This is a genomic window from Pseudomonas sp. 09C 129 (assembly GCF_002843625.1).
Lineage (GTDB): Bacteria > Pseudomonadota > Gammaproteobacteria > Pseudomonadales > Pseudomonadaceae > Aquipseudomonas > Aquipseudomonas chlororaphis.
This window is the reverse complement of sequence record NZ_CP025261.1, coordinates 1,259,371-1,278,156: the sequence shown is the minus strand read 5'-3', so window position 1 is coordinate 1,278,156 and position 18,786 is coordinate 1,259,371. Positions and strand designations below refer to the sequence as shown.

Below are 18,786 nucleotides of genomic sequence, written 5' to 3'. Positions count from 1 at the left end.
TATGCGCGCTTTGGCTCCCTTGCTGTTAGTCTCGCTTTGCTCATACGTCCACGCCGAAAACCTTCCCAGCTTTCTCAATAGCAACGAAACCATCCGCAACCTGCCGGTACCCAACCTGCCGGCCGACGCCTACCGCCCCACGACCCCGGCGCCCAAACTGGCGCCCCCCAAGGAACCCCAGGCCCAGCCCCTGATGATGGGCACCACAGTCAACGTCAGCACCGTGCAGATCGAGGGCGGCACCCTCTATCCGCTGAGCGAGCTGGCAGAGATCTACAAGCCGCTGATCGGCCATGCAAGCACCCTGGGGCAACTGATCGAAGCCACCCGGGAAATCACCCGCCGCTACCAGCAGGACGGCTATCTGTTGTCCTATGCGTTCCTGCCGCAACAGAGCTTCGACCAGGGCACCGTGCGCGTAGTCCTGGTGGAGGGCTACATCAAGGACTACCAGCTGCAGGGCGATATCGGCCCGGTCTCGGCCTACCTCGACAAACTGGTGGCAAAACTCAAGGCCGAACGGCCGCTGACCCGCAAGACCTTCGAGCACTACACCACCCTGATGAGCCGCATTCCCGGGGTCACCCTGCAAGCCCAGGTGCCGCCACCGGGAACCACCGACGGCGCGGCCTACCTGATTGCCCAGGCCAGCCGCAAACCGTTCACCAGCAGCCTCAGCACCACCGACGACAACCGCAATGGCCTGCAAGCCCTGCTGGCGGTCAGCAGCAACTCGCAGACCTCCATGGGCGAGCAGGTAACCCTCAGCGGTCTGTTCCCGCCGGGGGACGATCACGAGCACTACTACCGCCTGGACTACAACCAGTTTCTCAATGACGAAGGCACCCAGCTGAGCCTGTACGGCACGCGCTACCGCGCCGACCCGGGGACCAATGTGCGGCTCGACAACGGCCTCGAACTCAAGCCCCGCCGGGAGAACGACCGCTACTCCATAGGCTTGAGCCACCCGGTCATCGCCGCCCCCAACGAGCTGCTGATCCTGGGTTCGCGCCTGTATGCGGTCAACGACAAGACCCGCTATCAAGTGGTGGGTTATCCGCAGAGCGTCGAACTGAAAACCGACATTCGCGCCCTGGCCTTCGAGGGCGACTGGCGCAAGGCCAATGCACGCCAACTAAGGATTCTCAGTGCCGGGGTGTACCAGGGGCTGGACGCCCTGGGCGCGAAGACCAACGACAACCTCTACGACCTGGACTTCTTCCGCGTGCGCCTGTCCGGCGTGCAGAGCGACAAGTTCTTCGACAACTGGCAAGGGGTGCTGTCGGCGGCCCTGTACTGGAGCCGCGACAACCTGCCCGACAGCGAGCGCGCGGTGTTCGGCGGGCAGAACTTCGGCCGAGGCTACCCCGACGACCAGGCGTCCGGCGACAAGGGTTGGGGCGCGGCCTACGAGGTGAACTACAGCTTCAATCGCGAAGACCGCTGGCTGCGAATCCTCCAGCCGTACGTGGTGCTGGATCGCTCGCGGACCTGGTTCAACGAACTGCCGGTCCAGGGCAACGACCTGTCGTCGGCCGCCGTCGGCCTGCGCTTTGGCGACGCCAAGTACTACAACATCTCCCTCGAAGCGGCCAAGCCGATGTCCGATGAAGCCCTGGACACCCACAACCGGCGCCCGCGCTACACCCTGAGTTTCAGCTACCAGCTGTAAAAAGCCCCTCAAGCCAAACGAAAGCGACCCGCTCCAAGGCGGGTCGTTGTGTTCAGGCGAGCATCAGAAGTCGTAGCGCACCTTGGCGCTGAAGGTATCGGCAGAGAAGTCGGTCTTGGTCAGGTAGTTGTACGAACCGCCCAGGCTCCAGGCACCGACGCGATAGGTCGCGCCCAGGCTCGTTTCATAACTGTCGCGTTCCGGCGATGCGCCGCTGGTGGTGAATGGCGTGCCCCCCAGGACAAAGGTCGAGGTGGTGTTGGCCTTGTCAGCGATGAAGTCGTGCCAGGCCATGACCCTGGCTTCCGGCTCCAGGCTGCCCCGGCCCAGATCGAACGCGGCGGCCAGGCGCGCGCCAATGCCCAGCTCGCCCACTTCATAACGCTGGCTGGCGACATTCAAGGCCGCCGAGCTGCCTTTTTCGCGGTACGAATCGATCATCACGTTGGCGTAACGGGCACCGACCTGCGGTTCGAGCAGCAGGTGCCGGTCAAGGCGCAGGCTGTAGCCGGCCAGGGCATTGACGCCGAAGATTTCACTGTCGTAATCGCCCTTGGCGCGGGTGCCGGCGACGTAGCGTTTGGACTCGTTGTCGTTCCAGCCGTACATCAACGAAGCGTCGACGAAGAAGTTGTCGTGGGTCCAGTCGCCATACAGGGTCAGGGCATGGCCGGTGACATCGGTCTTGTTGCCAGTGGAGGACTTCACGTCGCTGTCCAGGTAGCTGTAGGCCAGGCCCAGTGTCGTGTCGGCATTGAGCTGGCCGTCGGCACCCACGGCAATCCCGTGGCTGTTGGCGTCATAACCCTCGACACCCTTGCGGCTGTCCTGGTCGGCGTCACTGGACAGCGCCTGGAGCCACACGCCCTTCTCGGCCAACACGTCGCCCGAAGACAAGCCATTGCGAGCGCTGCTGGAGCGGTTGGTGATCACATTGCTGACCAGGTTCTGGCCACTGGTGGCGGCATGAATCACCCCACGGCTGACGTCCGGGCCCAGGGTCTCGGAGAGCCTGGCCAGCTCGGCATCCGAGGAGGCGCTGGCAAAGGCGCGAAACACCGGATCGTTTTCATCGAGCCGTGTCATCAGGCTGTTCGACAACGGCTTGATGGCGTTCGCGGCGTTTTGCGAGCCGTCCGCCTGGATGATGTTCTCCTCGACCACCGCAGGGTTCTTGGTGGTGACCAGCGCCTTCAGGTCATTGCCTTCGATGCCGAAGCTTTTGACTTCCAGCAACGCGGACGACGACACCACATTGGCGTTCTGCGGCTCTTCCCAAGTGCCGGTGTTGATCAGGGTGTAGCGCGTGCCATCGGCACCGGTGCGGAAATCGCTGGAGCGCGCCGCCAGTTCAATGCGGCTGCCTTCGCCGAAAGAAGTAGAGCCCGTGACCTTCAGGATCGGCGTCGTCGGGTGGGTATCGTTGTCCAGCAACAAGCGCAAGATGGCGGTCGAAGAGTCCAGGTCGAGCCCACCATCGAGGGTGGTTTGCGGGCGCAGCAGGGTCAGGCGGCCGTCATCGATGTCCACATAGCCGGCGCGAATGGTCGAGCCGTCGAAGCTCACCTCACCGCTGGCCAACACACCGGAAAGCCCAAGCAGATCACCCTTGACCTGCCCTCCCTGCCAGTAGAAATAAGTGTTTGGCTGATCGGCCCGGATCGCCGCGATGCCCCCTTCGATCAGGCCCTCGGTCTGGCTGATGGAGAACAGCACAGAGGGGTTGGCAAAGCTGACCACGTGTACGCCGATACCATCGGCGGCAATCGTGCCGCTGTTGACGATACCGTTGCTGACCCCGCCGTTGGAAACGGCATTTTCGATTTCGATGCCCTTGGCGCTCCGCCCACGAGCGGTGATGGTGCCGCGATTGTCGATGGTCGTTGCGCTGATGGCGCTGTCGCTGCCGATGCCGGTGGAGGTAGAGAACATCAACACGCCGTAGGCGCCCTCCCCCGTGACCGCAATCGTTCCGGTGTTGAGCACCTGGCCGGCGATGGTCGCCTGGTAGATATCCAGGCCGACGGCCCCCTCGGCCGCCACCGAAATATTGCCTTCGTTGATCAAGTCACCACCGATCTGGCTGCCGGAATGCAAAATGCCGCTCGGCGTGGCAGAAGCATCCAGGCCGTCGATCCGCACCGAACCGCGGTTGATGAAGTCGCCGGTAAAGGTCGAAGCGGTCGACGCCTGAGAAGCGAAGAACAACCCGGCCTGGGTCGAGCCGCTGCTGAAATTGACCGCCCCGTCATTGATAAAACCGCCCTGGACCGTCAACCCCCTGAAATCGGCGCCAGTGTTCTGCGACGTCCCGCTCAACCGCACATTGTCGAAGGTCTGCAGCGTGCTGTTCAAGGCACCGCCACCGAGGTCGTAGTTCAGGTCCGCCGCCATCGACGATGACGCATGGGGCACGGCGGCGGCCACAGACAGCGCCAGCAGCGAGCGGCGCAGGAATGAAGTATTCAATGGGGATATCCCTTCCAGAAACGCGGACGACAGGTTTCAGCAGGCGCGCCGGTGTCTTTCAGGCATCCCTACCGGCTTGTCGGCAAACGCCCGGACAAGCGGCGGCAAATGTACAGGAGCCATCATTATGACACCATCGAAAAATCACACCGACGGCGACGAAAACCGGGCATCGGGAGGAGCGCGAAGGTTCAGGGATTGACCAGATGGATACGTGGCAGCGGGAACAGCGTGTTCAGGGTTTCCAGCAGGCGCACGTGATAGATGGGTTTGCGGAACAGGTCCAGCACTTGCAGGCGCAGCAGGTCGCTGACGTCATCCATGTCGGCATGCCCCGAGGTGACGATCACCGGCAGGTGCTGGCGGGAGGTGTGATCGCGCAGGCGCCTGATCAGCGACAGGCCACTCTCCTCCGGCATGCGCAGGTCGGTGATGACCAGCGCGATGTCCGGGTGTTGAGTGAGATGGGCCAGGGCGAGCTTGACCGAGGTCGCGGTGAAGCAGCAAAAGCCTTCACCCTCCAGCAATTCGGCGAGCTCGAGCAGCGCGTCCTCTTCATCGTCCACGAGAAGAAGCTGCTGGCGTGGAAACGAAGAGGAGCTCATGGGCAATACCTGAAAGTGACTGAATACCGATGGGTATCGACGCCTCGATAAAGCCTTGAGGACCGGTGTTACGGGGTACTAGGAGCAGCAGCGCTAGTGTCGCCCTCCAACGCCCCTTGCAAAGTCGTGAAGGTGGTGGTGATAGCGCTTGAAATGTCAGGTACGAATGCCGCGATGGCCACGGCCACCATACCGGCGATAAGTGCGTACTCAATCCCTGACGCGCCCTCGTTATTCTTGAGGAAACGCAGGAGCCGGGAGGCCAGAAGGGTGATCCATTGGGTGGCGAGAATGAAGAACATCTAGTTTCTCCTCAACGCACTGAGTGTTGCAGCGTTGCAACATGATTCCCCTGTGCCACCACAGCATTGTCAACAAACTTCCAGCCAACAACTGTAAGAACGAATTAATCATTAAGTATTAGCTCGGCCCTTTGGCGTCAAAAAAAACGCGACATCGGACAGGGCACGGATGAGCCAAGTTATTTTCTCGACAGTAATGGCGTTTTGTTGCAGCTGTTCTACCTTCAAATAGCGAAATAGTTGCTTGTTCATAGCTGCCTGATTGCGAAATTGACTCATTGGATGTGCGAGTCGGTAATGCAGCGGGAAAGGGAGAGCCGTCATGAACAGTCGTATCACTATGGGGTTGGCTGGGGTGTTTCTGGTGGGGGCTCTCATTGCCGGTTACTGGGGCCTGGCATTGAGTCGCCGGCCCGCAGCGCAACCTGTAGCGCAGCCTTCCCCCGACGCCGTGCAAACCGTCGCTGCTTCCGCCGAAGATGCGACTCGCCAGCCCGTCGCGGTGCTGGTACGCGACATACCTCCGTTCGTTCCCATCAAGGCCGGCGATGTCACGCTGGAGCGGCTGCGCACCGCCCCCGCCGGCAGCCTCAAAAGCCTCGATCAAGTCATCGGACGCACGCCATGGCGGGCGCTGCCGGCAGGGACCTGGCTGAGCGAGGAAAGCTTCGAAGCCGGGGGCAGCGTGGCCCGCATGATCCGTGCCGACGAGCGCGCCCTGGCCGTCGCGGTAGACGAAGTCATCGGCGCCAGCGGGCAACTGAGCCCTGGCGACTACGTCGATGTGCTGCTGTTCCTGCGCCAGGACAGCAACAACCTGCTGCCCTCGGCCCAGGTCGTGGTGCCGGCCCTGCGGGTGCTGGGCATCGGCGAGCAACTGGGCCTGACCAACGATGGCAAGCCGGGCTCGCCGCCCGCCAGTGCCGAGGAAAAACTCAAACAGGATCAGCGTCGCCTGAACGCGCGCAGCGTGTTGCTGGCCGTCCCGGAACCCTTGCTGAGCCGCTTGATGCTCGCGGCTCAAGCCGGCGTGCTGCGCCTGGCGGTACGCAGCGCCGACGAGAAACGCCTGGCACATTACTGGGCCGGCGAAAAAAGCGCGTCGAAGCATCTGCAAAACGCCGACAGATCCTTGATCCAGTTCAACCAGTTGGCCCTGTCCACCCCCTCTCCCTCCACCACCAGAACGTTCGACGCCACATCGCGTCGCGCCCAGATAGAAGTCATACGCGGCATCGAAGCGAGTCAACAAACACCCTGATCATGCAAGGACACTTCTTCATGTCCAATGATTCCCGGCCCCTGCTCAAAGGCCTGATCCGACCCCTGATGTCGAGCGGTGTACCTGCCGAGGGCGACGCCCCGCTGTGTAAGCACGACCCGAACGGGTACTCCCTGGAAAACCGCAACTTCAATCAACGCAGTGGGCTATCGCAATGAGTCAGAACCTGAGCCAGACCTTCCTTGCGATCACCCGCAACGGCACCGACCTGGAATGGCTGCAAGGCGCCCTGGCGCCACTCGGGCAGGTGGTCAGCGCTGGCAGCGGCAGCCTCGACGAATTGCTGGCGCTGGTGGATGTGACATTCGCCAGCCTGGTCTTCGTCGGTCTCGATCGCGAGCATGTGGTCACCCAGTCGGCGTTGATCGAGGGCGCGCTGGAGGCCAAGCCGATGCTGGCCATCGTCGCCCTGGGCGACGGCATGGACAACCAACTGGTACTCAACGCCATGCGCGCCGGAGCCCGCGACTTCGTGGCCTACGGCTCGCGCTCCAGCGAAGTGGCCGGCCTGGTACGACGCCTGAGCAAACGCCTGCCCCAGGTCACACCGAGCACCCAGCTCGGCGGCCTGACCGTGCTCTACGGCACCCAGAGCGATGCCGATGGCGCCCTGCTCGCCAGCCATCTGGCGCTGGTGGTGCAGAAGAGCGGCCAGCAGACGCTGTTGCTCGACCTCGGCCTGCCGCGCGGCGACAGCCTGGCGCTGCTGGGACTGGAAAGCTCGTTCCACTTCGGCGATGCCTTGCGCCATCTGCGGCGCCTGGATGCGACCCTGATCGACAGTGCCTTCACCAGCACCGAAGCCGGGCTGCGGATCCTGGCCTATGCCGGCCATGACGAGCCGCTGGAACGCACCAGCGCCGCCGAGTTGTATATGCTGCTCAGCGCCCTGCGCCAGCACTTCCAGCACATCGTGGTGAACCTCACCGGACAACCGGACAGCGAAGCCCTGCGCACTTTCGTCGGCCATTGCGACAAGTTGCTCTGGTACACCGACCAGAGCGTGCTCGACTGCCGCCGCAACCTGGCGGTGCTCAATATCTGGCGTGAAAAAGGCATGAAGCTGGAACACGCCCGCCTGCTGGTCGACCGCTACCTGCGCGGGGTCGCTCCGGATGCGGAAACCCTGGGCAAGACCTTTGCCCTGGAAGTGATCGCGGTCCTGGCCTATAGCCCCGAGGTACGCCTCAACGCGAAAAACCAGGGCGTCACGCTGTTCGAGCTGGCCCCCCGCGAAGGCCTGACCCAAGCCCTGAAGACCCTCGGCGAGCGCCTGGCCAGACGCTCCCAAGGGCTGCCCACGGCGAAGCCCGGCTGGTTCGAGCGCCTCAGGGGAAGTCGATGAGCAGAGAAAAACTTTTCGGCGCCCAGTCCCACAGCCCGGTCGGCAACACCGATCACGAGGGCCTGAAACTGGTGCTGCATCGCTACGTCATCGACGCCATCGAAGAGTCGGGGAAAAACCTGCTGGAAGGTTCGCGCCAGGCTCTGGCGCATTTCATTACCGACAAGGTGGCCGAGTACATCTCGCGCCTGCACCTGGCGATCTCCCGCTATGAAATGGAGCGCCTGGCCGAAGAACTGGTGGACGAGCTCACCGGTTTCGGCCCACTGGAAGTCTTGCTGCGCGATCCGGCGGTGACCGAGATCCTGGTCAACGGCCCGCACCGGGTGTTCGTCGAGCGCGATGGCGTGCTGCACCAGAGCGACCTGCGTTTCATCGACGCGCACCATGTGGAGCGGGTCATGCAACGCATCCTCGCGCCCCTGGGCCGACGCCTCGACGAGTCCTCGCCCATGGTCGATGCACGGATGCCCGACGGCAGCCGGGTCAACGCGATCATCCCGCCGATCGCCCTCGACGGCCCTTGCCTGTCGATCCGCAAATTCCGCAAGGACATGCTCAAGAGCAGCGACCTGATGGCCATGCAGACCATCGACCAGGCGATCTTCGAATTCGTCCAGGAGGCCGTGGGCAAGCGTTGCAACATCCTGATCAGCGGCGGCACCGGCACCGGCAAGACCACCCTGCTGAATATCCTCAGCCAGTTGATCAACCCTCACGAACGATTGGTGACCATCGAGGACGTGGCCGAACTGCAACTGGGCCATCCCCATGTGGTGCGCCTGGAAACCCGTCCGCCGAACGCCGAAGGCCATGGCGAGGTCAAGGCCAGCGACCTGATCCGCAACGCCCTGCGCATGCGCCCGGACCGGATCATCCTCGGCGAGATCCGTGGCGTCGAAGTGCTCGATGTACTGACGGCGATGAACACCGGCCACGACGGTTCCATGAGCACCGTGCACGCCAACAATGCCCAGGATGCCCTGCTGCGCCTGGAAACCCTGGTGGGCCTGACCGGGCGCCAGGTGGCCGAACGCACCCTGCGGCAGATGATCTGCGCGGCCCTGGACGTGGTGATTCAACTGACGCGCCTGCCCGATGGCCGGCGCTGCGTCAGCGAAGTGGTGGAAGTGGTCGGCGTACGCGAAAACATCTACGTCACCAACACCCTGTTCCGTCTGAACCGACGTAGCGGTTTCGGCTTTCTGCGCGAAGCGGCCAACCCCGCTGGCGACAAGCTGCGACGCGACGCCGACCTGCCCGTCAACTGAGCCAGGGAGCGCCACCGCATGTTAGGTCCCGTGCTGCTTGCCCTCCTGTGCCTGACCCTGCTGGGGCTGTCGGGCTGGATGTTCTACAGCGGCCTGCGCCAGGCCCGCACCGCCCGGGTGCTCGACCGCCTGGCCCAGGGGCAACCGCAACCGAGCGTGGAAAAGACCTCGTGGAACCGGCTCGAAAGGGCCTTTCTGCGCGCGGGCCTCGGTCGTCCCACCGAACGCCTGGGGCTATGGCTGATGGTCTGGGCCCTGGGTTGCATGCTCGGGTATGGGCTGGGCATGGGGCCGGGGCTGCTCGCCCTGCTCGTCGCACCGCCTGTGCTGCTGCGCCTGTGCATCAGTTGGCTGTACCGACGGCGCCTCAAGCGCATGATCGAGCAGCTACCGCCATTGCTCGACCATGCCGTGCGCAGCCTCAAGTCGGGACGCACCCTGGCCGATGCGGTGCTGGGCGGCATCGAGGCCGCCGACAATCCGTTGCAGCACGCCATGGGCCGGGTCCAGCGCAACGTGCAGCTGGGGGTCAACCTGCCGGATGCGGTGGCGGACTTCGCCGAACTGTACGAGCGCGATGAACTGCGCCTGTTCGCCCTGGGGCTCAAGGTCAACCACCGCTATGGCGGCAATGCCAGCGAGCTGCTGGAAAACCTGATCAAGCTGATCCGCGAACGCGACCAGGCCGCCCGGCAACTGCGCGCGATGACCGGCGAAACCCGTATCACGGCGATGGTCCTCGCGGCCCTGCCGGTGTCATTGGCCGGCTATTTCCTGATAGCCAACCCGACCTACCTGATGAGCATGTGGAACCAGAGCGGCGGCCGGATGATGCTGCTGGCCGCCTTCGGTTTGCAGGTCATCGGCTGCGCGCTGCTGTGGCGCATGCTGCGGAGTGTTTGACATGACGGCCTTGCTGATCAGTGCACTGCTGTTTCTCGCGGCCATGCTGCTGGTGCTGGGCAGCTTGCTGGAACAGCGTCGGCGAACGCGTCAGGTGACCGAACGTCTGCAGGGGCACCTCGCGCGCGACAACACACTCGGCAACTGGCTGCACGTGCTGGGCGACAGCAAGGTCGGCCAGCACGCGGTCAGGCTCGACAATGAAACCCAGTTGCTGCTCAACCGCCTGGGCTGGCGCAGCGCGCGGCAACGCTCGCTGTTCGCCGCCTGCCAGATCGGCGCACCGATTCTCGCCCTGGGCCTGACCCTGGTGATCCAGGCAGTGTTTTTCCCGGCGGCGAAAAACCACTGGGTCGCCCCGCTGTTCGCCCTGAGCCTCGGTTACCTGTTGCCCAAGCGTCTGTTGGCCATGGCCGCCAGCAGGCGGCAGAAACAACTGGCGGTCGATATCTCCACCTTCATTCCCCTGGTGCGCATCCTGTTCGAGTCAGGCATGGCGGTGGAACAGGCCCTGCGGGTGTTGAGCAAGGACGCGCAGAAATTGCTGCCGGCCCTGACCCAGGAATTGCGCATGGTGCTGGCCCGGGTGGATTCCGGCCTGGAACTGGGGGACGAACTGAACAAGTCCGCGCGGCTGCTGGCCGTCGATGAGTTCACCGACACCTGCGTGATCCTGCAACAGCTGATTTACCAGGGCGGCGGGGCAATGAAGTCGTTGCAGTCGCTCAAGCTGCTGCTCGATGACCGGCGCCTGACGCGCCTGCAGGAATACATCTCGAAGATGTCGGCGAAAATGTCCGTCGTGATGATGCTGTTTCTCTTCCCGGCGTTACTGATCGTCCTGGCCGGCCCTGGCGTCAGCGCCATTGCCCGGGCTTTCGCCCACCAATAGAAGGATGCAGCGGCCTGCATGCGCAGCACACCCTCGCGACCGTCGGGGGGTGCTGCACATGGGGAGTAATCAGTGGGCGGTCACGCGCTGGCGCAACCCCGAGTTGCTGGGTGCCAGCGCCAATGCCAGTTGGGTACGGTTGTGCATATGGGTCAGGCGCAGCACCTGGGACACGTAGAGCTTCACGGTGTTTTCCGTGATCCCCAGTTCACAGGCGATCTGGTAGTTGGTCTGCCCCTTGCCTACCAGGCGGGCCACATCCAGTTGCCGGGGCGACAGCTGATTGAAGATCGCCGGGATTTCGATCTGCTCCGCCTCGCCGCCGCCCTGGTCCGACGCCTGCGTCGTCGGTGGCGCGAGTGGCGCGCGACGTACTTTGTCCAGATCCTGGTAAAGATCGTCAATGGATTCGGAAAGGAACTGCAGCTTCTGGTTCAGGTGCCCCAGCTGCAGGTTTTTCTGCCGCTCCTGCAACGTTTCCTCCTGGCGTTGCAGACCGGCCAGCAGCTCATCGAGGTCGATCGGTTTCTGGTAGTAATCGGCGATGCCGGCGCGCAAGGCCTTGATCACATCCTGCTTGTCGGCCTGGCCGGTGAGCATGATGGCCTCGAAGACCCGATGCTTGCCGGCGATACGCTGCAGCTCCTGCACCAACTGGATGCCATCGAGATCGGGCATGTGCAGGTCGCACAGTACCAGGCCGATTTCGGCATCTTCATTGAACTGCTGGATCGCCTGGCGGCTGGACTCACAAGGGACGCAGCGATAACCGCTGCCTTCAAGAAACTCGCAAAGCTCTTCGACTATCAACGGCTGGTCGTCGACCACGAGTACTTTGATGCGGGATACAAGCTTGTTCACGCGCAACTCCATGCCTGGCAAGCCCAAGACGAATGTTCCTGCCCTGCCGCGTCCACTTCGGGCAGGTACAGAATAAACGTAGACTACTTTCCGACTATGTACATAGAGATAGGCGGCACGACTAGCGGGCCCACAGCAGGGTCAGGGCCATGCCGACCAGGACGAAAGGGGCAAAGGCGTACTTTTGCCCCTGCCGCGGATCGAGGTATCGCAAGGACCTTGCCAGCGGTTGGTCGGCCGCGGGCAACAGCCTGGGCGCGAGCAACCACCACAGGCCGCTGGCCAACGCGGCACCGATGAAGGTACCCAGCAGGTGCGGGGGGTCGGACGCCAGCCCCAGGGCCGCCAGGAGCTTCACGTCGCCGCCGCCCATCCGGCCCAGCACATAGCCCGGCACGGTCAGCAGCAACGCCAGCAACAGCGCCTTGCCCCCCTGCACCGCGTCGGCGCCCAGCCAGGTGTTGCCGGCCCACAGCAAGTATCCCAGCGCCAGCAACGCGACACCCAGGGTCAAGCCGTTGGCGAGATGACGCTGGCGGATATCCTGCACCGCGCACAGCCCCAGCCAAGCCAATAGAATCCAATGCTGCATCGGTTAAAAAACATCCCTTCTGGCTGAATGATTCTATGCTGACTTGACCTACTAGCAGTCAGGGTAGACGCCGCCGTGAAAGTCGACCTGCCAGAAAAACAAAAAGGTGCCGTGGCCATCGAGTTCGCCATGGTCTTCATCATTTTTTTCGCCGTGTTTTATGCCCTGGTCAGCTACAGCGTGCCGCTGCTGATGGTGCAGTCCTTCAATAAGGCCACTGCCGAAGCGGTGCGGCGCAGCGTCGCCCTGGACCCCGCCACGCCCGGCTATGACGCCGCCCTGATAGCGCGCGCGAAGAACACCTTGCGCGAGCAACTGACCTGGATTCCACAGGCCTTCAACTTCAATGCCAACAACGCCAGCGATGCCACCGTAACTTACGCGGGTGGCCTGCTCACGGTCCGTGTCCACTACTCCACCGACAAGCTCAGACAGGTCATCCCCTTCCTGGTGCTGCCGGGCCTGGGCAGCGTGCCCGCCCTGCCCGCGAACCTCAGCGCCCAGTCGAGTCTGCAATTTTGAGCTCGGGCGACAAACTCCTCGGGCGTTTTCTCGGCCGGACGACGCCCCAGGCGCTTCCTCCCGCGCCGCCCCTGGCCACGCCCGGGGTCGGCCTGCTGGTGCACCTGGACCACAACACCCAGGTACTGCAAATGACCGGCCCGCTACGCCACGCCCTGGCCCAGCCGCCGGCCGCCGAAGGGCCGGCGCCGTTGCTGGACTACCTGCTGGCGCACAGCGCGCTGAGTGTCGAAGGCAGCCCTGGCGACTGGCAGGGGCACATGCTCGACCTGGACTTCCATGGTGCCGGCGGGCAAACCCTGCACCTGCGCGGCTGGGTGCAACCGTCTACCCAAGGCTGGCTCCTGCACCTGCTGGACATCGGCGACCTGTTGCTGGAACGCCAGCAGGCGCAGCAACGCCAGGACTGCCAGCAGTTCGCCGTGCAGATCAGCGAACAGCTGCGCCTGTGCAGCCTCTTTCGCCTGCCCGAGGTGCTGCATGAGCAACTCCATGCCCTGGCCCAGCACTGGCATATCCCCTGCCTCGCCCTGGCGCTGCTCGACGACCTGGAACAGGGCTGGTACATCCATGGCCTGTATCAGGCCGCCGATGCACCGCAGCTGTGGCACAAGGGCCAGGTCCTGGGCACCGGGCTGGACAGCCTGAACGGCAATGCCCCGCAGTCGCTGATCTTCACTCAAGGCCTTGGCGAGCATCCGCGCCTGCAACGTGCGTTCGGCAGCAGCGAGGGCTTTGTCGTGCCCTTTCGCGACGATCACGGTGTCGCGGCCTGGCTGCTCTGCGGCTTCTACCCGGTACGCCAGCAGGCACCGCAGTTGAGCGAACGGGACTGGCTGCAATTGAGTGCCGCCCTGGCCGGGCCCTTGCTCGGACGCTTGCGCGAACAGCAGCACCATCACCAGCTGGAGCGCCTGGAGGCCTTGCAAGGTTTGCTCGGCACCGGTTGGTGGGAGTTGTTCGCGCAGGACAACGAGATCCAGCTGGCGCCGCAGCTGGCCCTCAACCTGCTGCTGGAACCCCAGACCCGACGCTTGTCGCTGCAGGCCTGGCTGGCCCTGATCCACCCCGCCGATCGCCAGGAACTGAGCAGCCGCTTGCAAGAGTTGCGACAGGGCAAACCGCTGCTGCTCTGCGTACGGTTGCAGCGGGCCGACCCGCAGTTGCCGGCCATCTGGTACCGCCTGCAGGGGCAAGCCCTGGGCATTGGCCAGAACCAGCGCTTCGTCGGTTTCATGCTGGACATCAGCGACATCAAGAACCAGGAGCAGCAGGCGGCCGCGGCCCACGCCCGGCTGGACAACCTGATCGCCCATTCGCCGGCGGTGATCTATGTCCAGCGCTATGTCGAGGGTGCGCTGCAGCCGACGTTTTTCAGCGACAGCCTGCAGCCGTTGCTCGGCTGGACCCTGAACGACTGCAACGACGACACACTGGCGGAGCGGGTGCATGCCGACGACCGCGACCGCTACTTCGAGCGCAACCGGCAACTGCTGCGCGAAGGCGCGGTGCGCAGCCGCTATCGCCTGCTCGACAGCCGTGGCGAATACCACTGGGTGCTCGACGAGGCCAGGCTGCTGCGCGACGACCTGGGCATGCCGGTCGAAGCCGTCGGCCTGTGGCTGGACGTCACCGACGCCACCCTGGCCGCCGAGCAGATACGACTCAGCGAGGAGCGTTACCGGATCCTGGTGGAAGACTCCCCGGCGATGATCTGCCGCTACCTGCCCGACCTGACCCTGACCTTCGGCAACCGCCCCCTGGCGACCTACCTGGAATGCCCGCCCGAACAACTGGCCGGAGCCAACCTCGGTGACTGGCTGTCCGCCGAACAACACGCCGCCTTCGTGCAACGAATCCGCCAGCTGACCCCGGAATTTCCGGTCAGCACCGCGGAAATCAACCTGCAACTGCCGGGGCGCGAACATGCCTGGTGGGTCTGGTCCGACCGCGGGGTGTTCGACGAGCAAGGACGCCTGCGGGAGATCCAGGCCGTCGGCCGCGACAACACCGAAGTCCGCCGCTCCCAGTTGCAACTCATGCAAAGCGCGAAGATGGCCACCCTGGGCGAAATGGCCACCGGGCTGGCCCATGAAATCAACCAGCCGCTGAATGTGATGCGCATGGCCATCGTCAACGTGCTCAAGCGCCTGAACAACGGCGACGTGCAACTCGACTACCTGCAGGACAAGCTCAAGCGCATCGATGCCCAGGTCCAGCGGGCCGGCCGGGTGGTGGACCATATGCGGGTGTTTGGCCGCAGCTCGGAGATCGAGCAACAACCTTTCGATCCGGCCCAGGCCGTGGAAGGCTGCCTGTCGCTGCTGGCCGACGGCATGCGCGGCAAAGGCGTTGAATTGCGTGTCGCGCCAATCGACTTCAACGTGCAGGTGCGGGGCCATGTCGATCAGCTTGAGCAAGTCTTGATCAACCTGCTGGTCAATGCCCGGGATGCGCTGCTCGGCCGGCGCGAGCAGGATCCGGACTTGCGGCCCTGGATCGCCATACGCGCCGAGCATGACGCGCAGCGGGTGCGGCTGCTGGTCGAAGACAATGCCGGCGGCATCGACCCGCGTCTGCTGGGGCGCATCTTCGAACCGTTCTTTACCACCAAGCCGGTCGGCGTGGGCACCGGCCTGGGGCTCTCGGTGAGCTACGGCATAGTCGAGAACATGGGCGGGCGCCTGAGCGTGAGCAACACCGGCGAAGGCGCCTGCTTCTGCATCGACCTACCGCTGGTACAGAGCGATCAGATCACCAGATAGGCCCGGCCGGTTTGGCCGCAGGTGATGTTGGCGCCCACCTCGACCTTGCCCAGATCGATGCCCAACACCGCCAGGACATTGTTCAGCAATGGGTCCAGCAACGGGCCGAGCAAGGCGCCGATAGCCGTGGCCAGCAGGCCGACCACGGTGTTCAACGCCGACAGCAAGGTATTGAGCACCACCCCGAGCAGGCTGCCGATACTGGGCGGATGCGTAATCAGAGTGATGCCGGTCAACGACGCACGCAGGCTGCTGACCACATTGGAGGCGGTCACGCTGTGCCAATCGTCGTCCGCCAGTTCCTGCTTCATTTTCGGCGGATTGACGAAGGTGAAATTCGGCTCGTGGGTGCCGGCGATCCACGTGTCAGCACCCGGCACGTCGATCATCAACTCGCTGCCGCCGCCGGCAAATGGGGTACGCGGCCCACAGAGGCCAGACAGCCGCTGGCAGGTCCTCGCGCCGATATCCACCAGCGGTAATGGGCTCACGCTGACCTGAGCGGTCGAAGACGCCCAGTTGCTGGCGTCCACCCGACCGACCTTGAGCTTGACCGCGGAGGTGGTGGTGTCGACGGAAAGGCTGTTGTCGCTGTCGCTGACGCAGGTATAGCCGGTGACATGACTGTCGCCGGCCGCCACTTCAAGGCTGACATCCAGGTTCGCACCGTTCGGCAGGATCAGCAGGTCAGTCTCTACGCAGGAGCCGCTGAACACACAACTGAAATTGAGGCTGAGAACTGTATTGAGCGTACCCACCAACGGCATCAGCAGAGCATTCACCGCCTGCAGCACGCTATTGATCAGTGTGAGATCCACGCTCAGCAACACCCGCACCTGAGCGGTACGTACATAGATGCGATTGGGTCCCAGCGGGTCGACAGCGGCCAGTTCCGGGTTGCCGATGGCGAACTCGGGAGGTGAAACGATCTTGACCCGGGTGGTGACGCCCGCCAACCCCAACACACTCACCGGCAGCTCGACGGCCGCGGCGCTCTGGCTGCTGGCCAGTTGCAGGAACGCCTCGACCAGGCTCAGCAATTGGACGTTGGCATCCAGCCCGGAGTCCGCAGTGCCGGTCTGCAACTTCAACAGGTCACCCAGTTTCACCGGAGCCGTATTGATGGCTGCAGCCTTGATGCTGCCCAGGGCCGTCAGGACCTCGGCGGTGGCGCCGTTCTTCTGGGCCACGCTGATGCTGGTCTGGAGCAGTTGGGTGACGTCGGTATCGACGTCGAGCAGTTCGCTGTAGTTTCCGGCGCTCACATTCAGGTCGACGGCCAACTGCTTCAGGTAACCGAGCAGGCTGATGTCGGTATCGACCAGACCCTGCCAACCGAGCAGGCTGACATTGATCGCGCTACCTGCGAGACCGCTGAGGGCGCCGTTCAACAGATTGAGGTCGACCAGCGTGCTGCGAATCGTCAATTGCGCCAGCGGTGGCTTGGGTTGAGCTGCTACCGCCGTGGCACTCAACGAGGTCGTGGTGCTGACGGGATTGTCGGAAAACAGATTGGTTACGCCGAGGGCGATGCTGGTGGGCACCGCTTCACTGACCACCACTCGGATGGCGCTGGCCTGGCTGGCGTTGGGGCTGAAGGTGCGCAGGTTGTCGGCACCGGTCTGCAGCGAGCCACAGGTGGCTGTCAGCGGTCTGTCGTCTCCCACCACAAAGCCGTTGCGCGCCGCGCTTTCTCTTGCAAATACCGTCGCGCTGAGCCCCGCCTGGCAATTGCCGCCCCGCGCCACCGCCTCCAATGCAGCGTTATCGGCCACCCGCTGCAACTCACGCTGATCCAGGTACAGGCGCCCGCTGTCGACCACCACCAGGGTGCACAACACCGCCGTGCTCAGCGCCAGCGCCCCTATCAGACCAATAGCGCCACGCTGCCGAGCCGGTCCGGAAAACTGCGTGCGGGAAAACATGAAGCACTCCTTTGCCGGCGCACCGCCGGGCGCAACCTCCGCTGGGTGAAAGGAGTGTAGTCAAGGCTGGAATACAACGCTGGCGACTTGCCAGCGCTGTGTTTGGGCATGGGGCAAGGGCCCGTGCAGCCCTCGCCCCGTGGTGGAATGCAGCAACTTACCTGGGCGGATAGTTCGCCAGGATCCGGCCGACGGTCTCCCTGATCGCCGTGCTGCGATCGGCGGGGTTCGGCGTGCTGCTGAGTATCTGCTCGTCGCTGCCGCGCCACACCAGCTTGCCGTCCTTGCCATCGAGCAGGTCGATCTGGATGGTGGCGACCTTGTAGGTGATGTTGCGGGTTTCGTTGTACATCGGCGCGCCCCAGTAGCCATTCCACGGGCCACCCCAGCCGCCGCCGTAATTGGTAGTGACCTGTTGCTGGCGGTTCTCGACGATCAGGTAGGTCTGGACGTTGAGATCGGCCTTTTTGCCCGCCGCGGCTGGACGCAGGCCGCGCTGGTCGAGCTGATCGCTGACGGCCTGGCGGATGCGCTGCTCGGTGAGGTCGCTCTTGATCCGCGGATCGTCGGGGCGGTATTGCAGGGCGGGTTCCTTGAAGCTCCAGCTGCGATAGGCCGCGAAGTCGCGGCTGGCATCGAAGTCATGGTTGACCTGGTTGGCGGCGCAGGCGCTGAGCAGCGCGGCCAGGGCCAGTAAAGCAAGAGGGCGGAACATGATGTTTCTCCAGAAGAGCAAATGCACCTGAAGGGATGTCGCTAACTAGGAGGATACGCCGCCATAGCCTTTTCCACAGCCTCGCGCAGCGCATCGGCGCGCTCGCTCAGGCTGCCCTGGCTCGAGGTTTCCGCACTGGCGCTCCACACCGGCTGGCCATTGCGGCCGTCGAACAGGTTGACCCGTACCACCACGACTTCCACCTCGTAGGTACGCACCACCGGCACTGTGTTGTACATGCCATAACCAGGGCCGTAGCGGTTGTAGCCATAACCGCCGTAACCGTAGCCGTAGTCGTCCTGGACCTGACGCAGGCGCTTTTCCAGGTGCAGGTCGGCGCTGACCCACAGGTCCGCCGGACGGTTGTCGTGCAACGGACGCAGGCCGCGCTGGTCGAGGGCGTTGCTGACCGCCTCGGCGACCTGCGCCGAATCGGCCCAGGCCGAGCCATTGGGCAGGCGCCCGTTGCGCCAGGCCCAACTGCGATAGCGCCCATAGTCGCGCTGGGGCGCGGGGTAGGCGCTGCGGTCGAAGGTCCCGGCCGCCTGTGGCGGCGCCGGCGGCAGTGGATTGGAACTGGCGACATAGGGGTTGGGGCTCTGGCAGGCCGCCAGCCCCAGGCACAGCACAAGCAAACCAGCGTGGCGTTTCATTTCGAGCTCCGC

At 63.9% G+C, this 18,786-nt stretch carries 17 protein-coding genes; 9 read left to right on the top strand and 8 right to left on the bottom strand.

Annotated features, from left to right (window positions below; all coding sequences use genetic code 11):
• Position 1 precedes the first annotated feature (1 nt).
• Positions 2 to 1,672 (top strand): ShlB/FhaC/HecB family hemolysin secretion/activation protein, encoded by a 1,671-nt coding sequence (locus tag CXQ81_RS05890; RefSeq protein ID WP_101336738.1) that lies wholly within the window; start codon positions 2 to 4, stop codon positions 1,670 to 1,672.
• A 63-nt stretch (positions 1,673 to 1,735) separates the two neighbouring features.
• Here the strand turns inward: CXQ81_RS05890 and CXQ81_RS05885 are convergent, their stop codons facing one another.
• The 3 genes from CXQ81_RS05885 to CXQ81_RS05875 form a co-directional block, all read right to left on the bottom strand.
• The gene (locus CXQ81_RS05885; RefSeq protein WP_101336737.1) at positions 1,736 to 4,141 is read right to left on the bottom strand and encodes an autotransporter outer membrane beta-barrel domain-containing protein; all 2,406 of its coding nucleotides are present in this window, start codon (positions 4,139 to 4,141) and stop codon (positions 1,736 to 1,738) included.
• Positions 4,142 to 4,332: 191 nt separating this feature from the next.
• Positions 4,333 to 4,746, bottom strand: coding sequence for a response regulator (locus tag CXQ81_RS05880; RefSeq protein ID WP_007928714.1), 414 nt, complete (start codon positions 4,744 to 4,746; stop codon positions 4,333 to 4,335).
• A 68-nt stretch (positions 4,747 to 4,814) separates the two neighbouring features.
• Positions 4,815 to 5,048, bottom strand: coding sequence for a Flp family type IVb pilin (locus tag CXQ81_RS05875; protein WP_101336736.1), 234 nt, complete (start codon positions 5,046 to 5,048; stop codon positions 4,815 to 4,817).
• 322 nt (positions 5,049 to 5,370) lie between these two features.
• Here CXQ81_RS05875 and cpaB point away from each other — a divergent pair, with 322 nt between their 5' ends.
• Genes cpaB through CXQ81_RS05850 form a run of 6 tightly spaced genes read left to right on the top strand, consistent with a single transcriptional unit; the run spans position 5,371 to position 10,741 of the window.
• Entirely contained in the window at positions 5,371 to 6,309 is a 939-nt protein-coding gene (gene cpaB / locus CXQ81_RS05870; RefSeq protein ID WP_101336735.1) for a Flp pilus assembly protein CpaB, read from the top strand.
• A 20-nt stretch (positions 6,310 to 6,329) separates the two neighbouring features.
• Positions 6,330 to 6,488 carry a hypothetical protein gene (locus CXQ81_RS31180; RefSeq protein ID WP_178081045.1) on the top strand — a complete coding sequence of 53 codons (159 nt, stop codon included), beginning with the start codon at positions 6,330 to 6,332 and terminating at the stop codon, positions 6,486 to 6,488.
• Positions 6,485 to 7,675 carry a pilus assembly protein gene (locus tag CXQ81_RS05865; RefSeq protein ID WP_101336734.1) on the top strand — a complete coding sequence of 397 codons (1,191 nt, stop codon included), beginning with the start codon at positions 6,485 to 6,487 and terminating at the stop codon, positions 7,673 to 7,675. Before CXQ81_RS31180 ends, CXQ81_RS05865 begins: the two co-directional genes overlap by 4 nt.
• Positions 7,672 to 8,946 (top strand): CpaF family protein, encoded by a 1,275-nt coding sequence (locus CXQ81_RS05860; protein ID WP_101336733.1) that lies wholly within the window; start codon positions 7,672 to 7,674, stop codon positions 8,944 to 8,946. Before CXQ81_RS05865 ends, CXQ81_RS05860 begins: the two co-directional genes overlap by 4 nt.
• Positions 8,947 to 8,964: 18 nt before the next feature.
• The gene (locus CXQ81_RS05855; RefSeq protein ID WP_101336732.1) at positions 8,965 to 9,849 is read left to right on the top strand and encodes a type II secretion system F family protein; all 885 of its coding nucleotides are present in this window, start codon (positions 8,965 to 8,967) and stop codon (positions 9,847 to 9,849) included.
• Position 9,850: 1 nt separating this feature from the next.
• A complete protein-coding gene (locus tag CXQ81_RS05850; protein WP_101336731.1) occupies positions 9,851 to 10,741 on the top strand; it encodes a type II secretion system F family protein in 891 nt (296 codons plus the stop codon).
• A 69-nt stretch (positions 10,742 to 10,810) separates the two neighbouring features.
• Here CXQ81_RS05850 and CXQ81_RS05845 read toward each other — a convergent pair whose 3' ends face one another.
• Complete coding sequence (locus tag CXQ81_RS05845; protein WP_101339383.1) at positions 10,811 to 11,602, bottom strand: response regulator transcription factor; 792 nt, start codon at positions 11,600 to 11,602, stop codon at positions 10,811 to 10,813.
• Positions 11,603 to 11,723: 121 nt separating this feature from the next.
• Positions 11,724 to 12,194 carry a prepilin peptidase gene (locus CXQ81_RS05840; protein WP_101336730.1) on the bottom strand — a complete coding sequence of 157 codons (471 nt, stop codon included), beginning with the start codon at positions 12,192 to 12,194 and terminating at the stop codon, positions 11,724 to 11,726.
• Between the two features lie 75 nt (positions 12,195 to 12,269).
• Between CXQ81_RS05840 and CXQ81_RS05835 the strand changes: the two genes are divergently transcribed.
• Both CXQ81_RS05835 and CXQ81_RS05830 read left to right on the top strand, forming a co-directional pair.
• Entirely contained in the window at positions 12,270 to 12,716 is a 447-nt protein-coding gene (locus CXQ81_RS05835; RefSeq protein WP_007928690.1) for a TadE/TadG family type IV pilus assembly protein, read from the top strand.
• Complete coding sequence (locus CXQ81_RS05830) at positions 12,713 to 15,481, top strand: ATP-binding protein (protein WP_101336729.1); 2,769 nt, start codon at positions 12,713 to 12,715, stop codon at positions 15,479 to 15,481. Before CXQ81_RS05835 ends, CXQ81_RS05830 begins: the two co-directional genes overlap by 4 nt.
• Here CXQ81_RS05830 and CXQ81_RS05825 read toward each other — a convergent pair.
• The 3 genes from CXQ81_RS05825 to CXQ81_RS05815 all read right to left on the bottom strand — a co-directional run bounded on the left by CXQ81_RS05825 (position 15,466) and on the right by CXQ81_RS05815 (position 18,774).
• The gene (locus tag CXQ81_RS05825; protein WP_101336728.1) at positions 15,466 to 17,406 is read right to left on the bottom strand and encodes a TadG family pilus assembly protein; all 1,941 of its coding nucleotides are present in this window, start codon (positions 17,404 to 17,406) and stop codon (positions 15,466 to 15,468) included. The genes CXQ81_RS05830 and CXQ81_RS05825 overlap by 16 nt on opposite strands.
• Before the next feature lie 157 nt (positions 17,407 to 17,563).
• Positions 17,564 to 18,121, bottom strand: coding sequence for a DUF4136 domain-containing protein (locus CXQ81_RS05820; protein WP_007928685.1), 558 nt, complete (start codon positions 18,119 to 18,121; stop codon positions 17,564 to 17,566).
• Between the two features lie 41 nt (positions 18,122 to 18,162).
• A complete protein-coding gene (locus CXQ81_RS05815) occupies positions 18,163 to 18,774 on the bottom strand; it encodes a DUF4136 domain-containing protein (RefSeq protein WP_101336727.1) in 612 nt (203 codons plus the stop codon).
• Positions 18,775 to 18,786 lie beyond the last annotated feature (12 nt).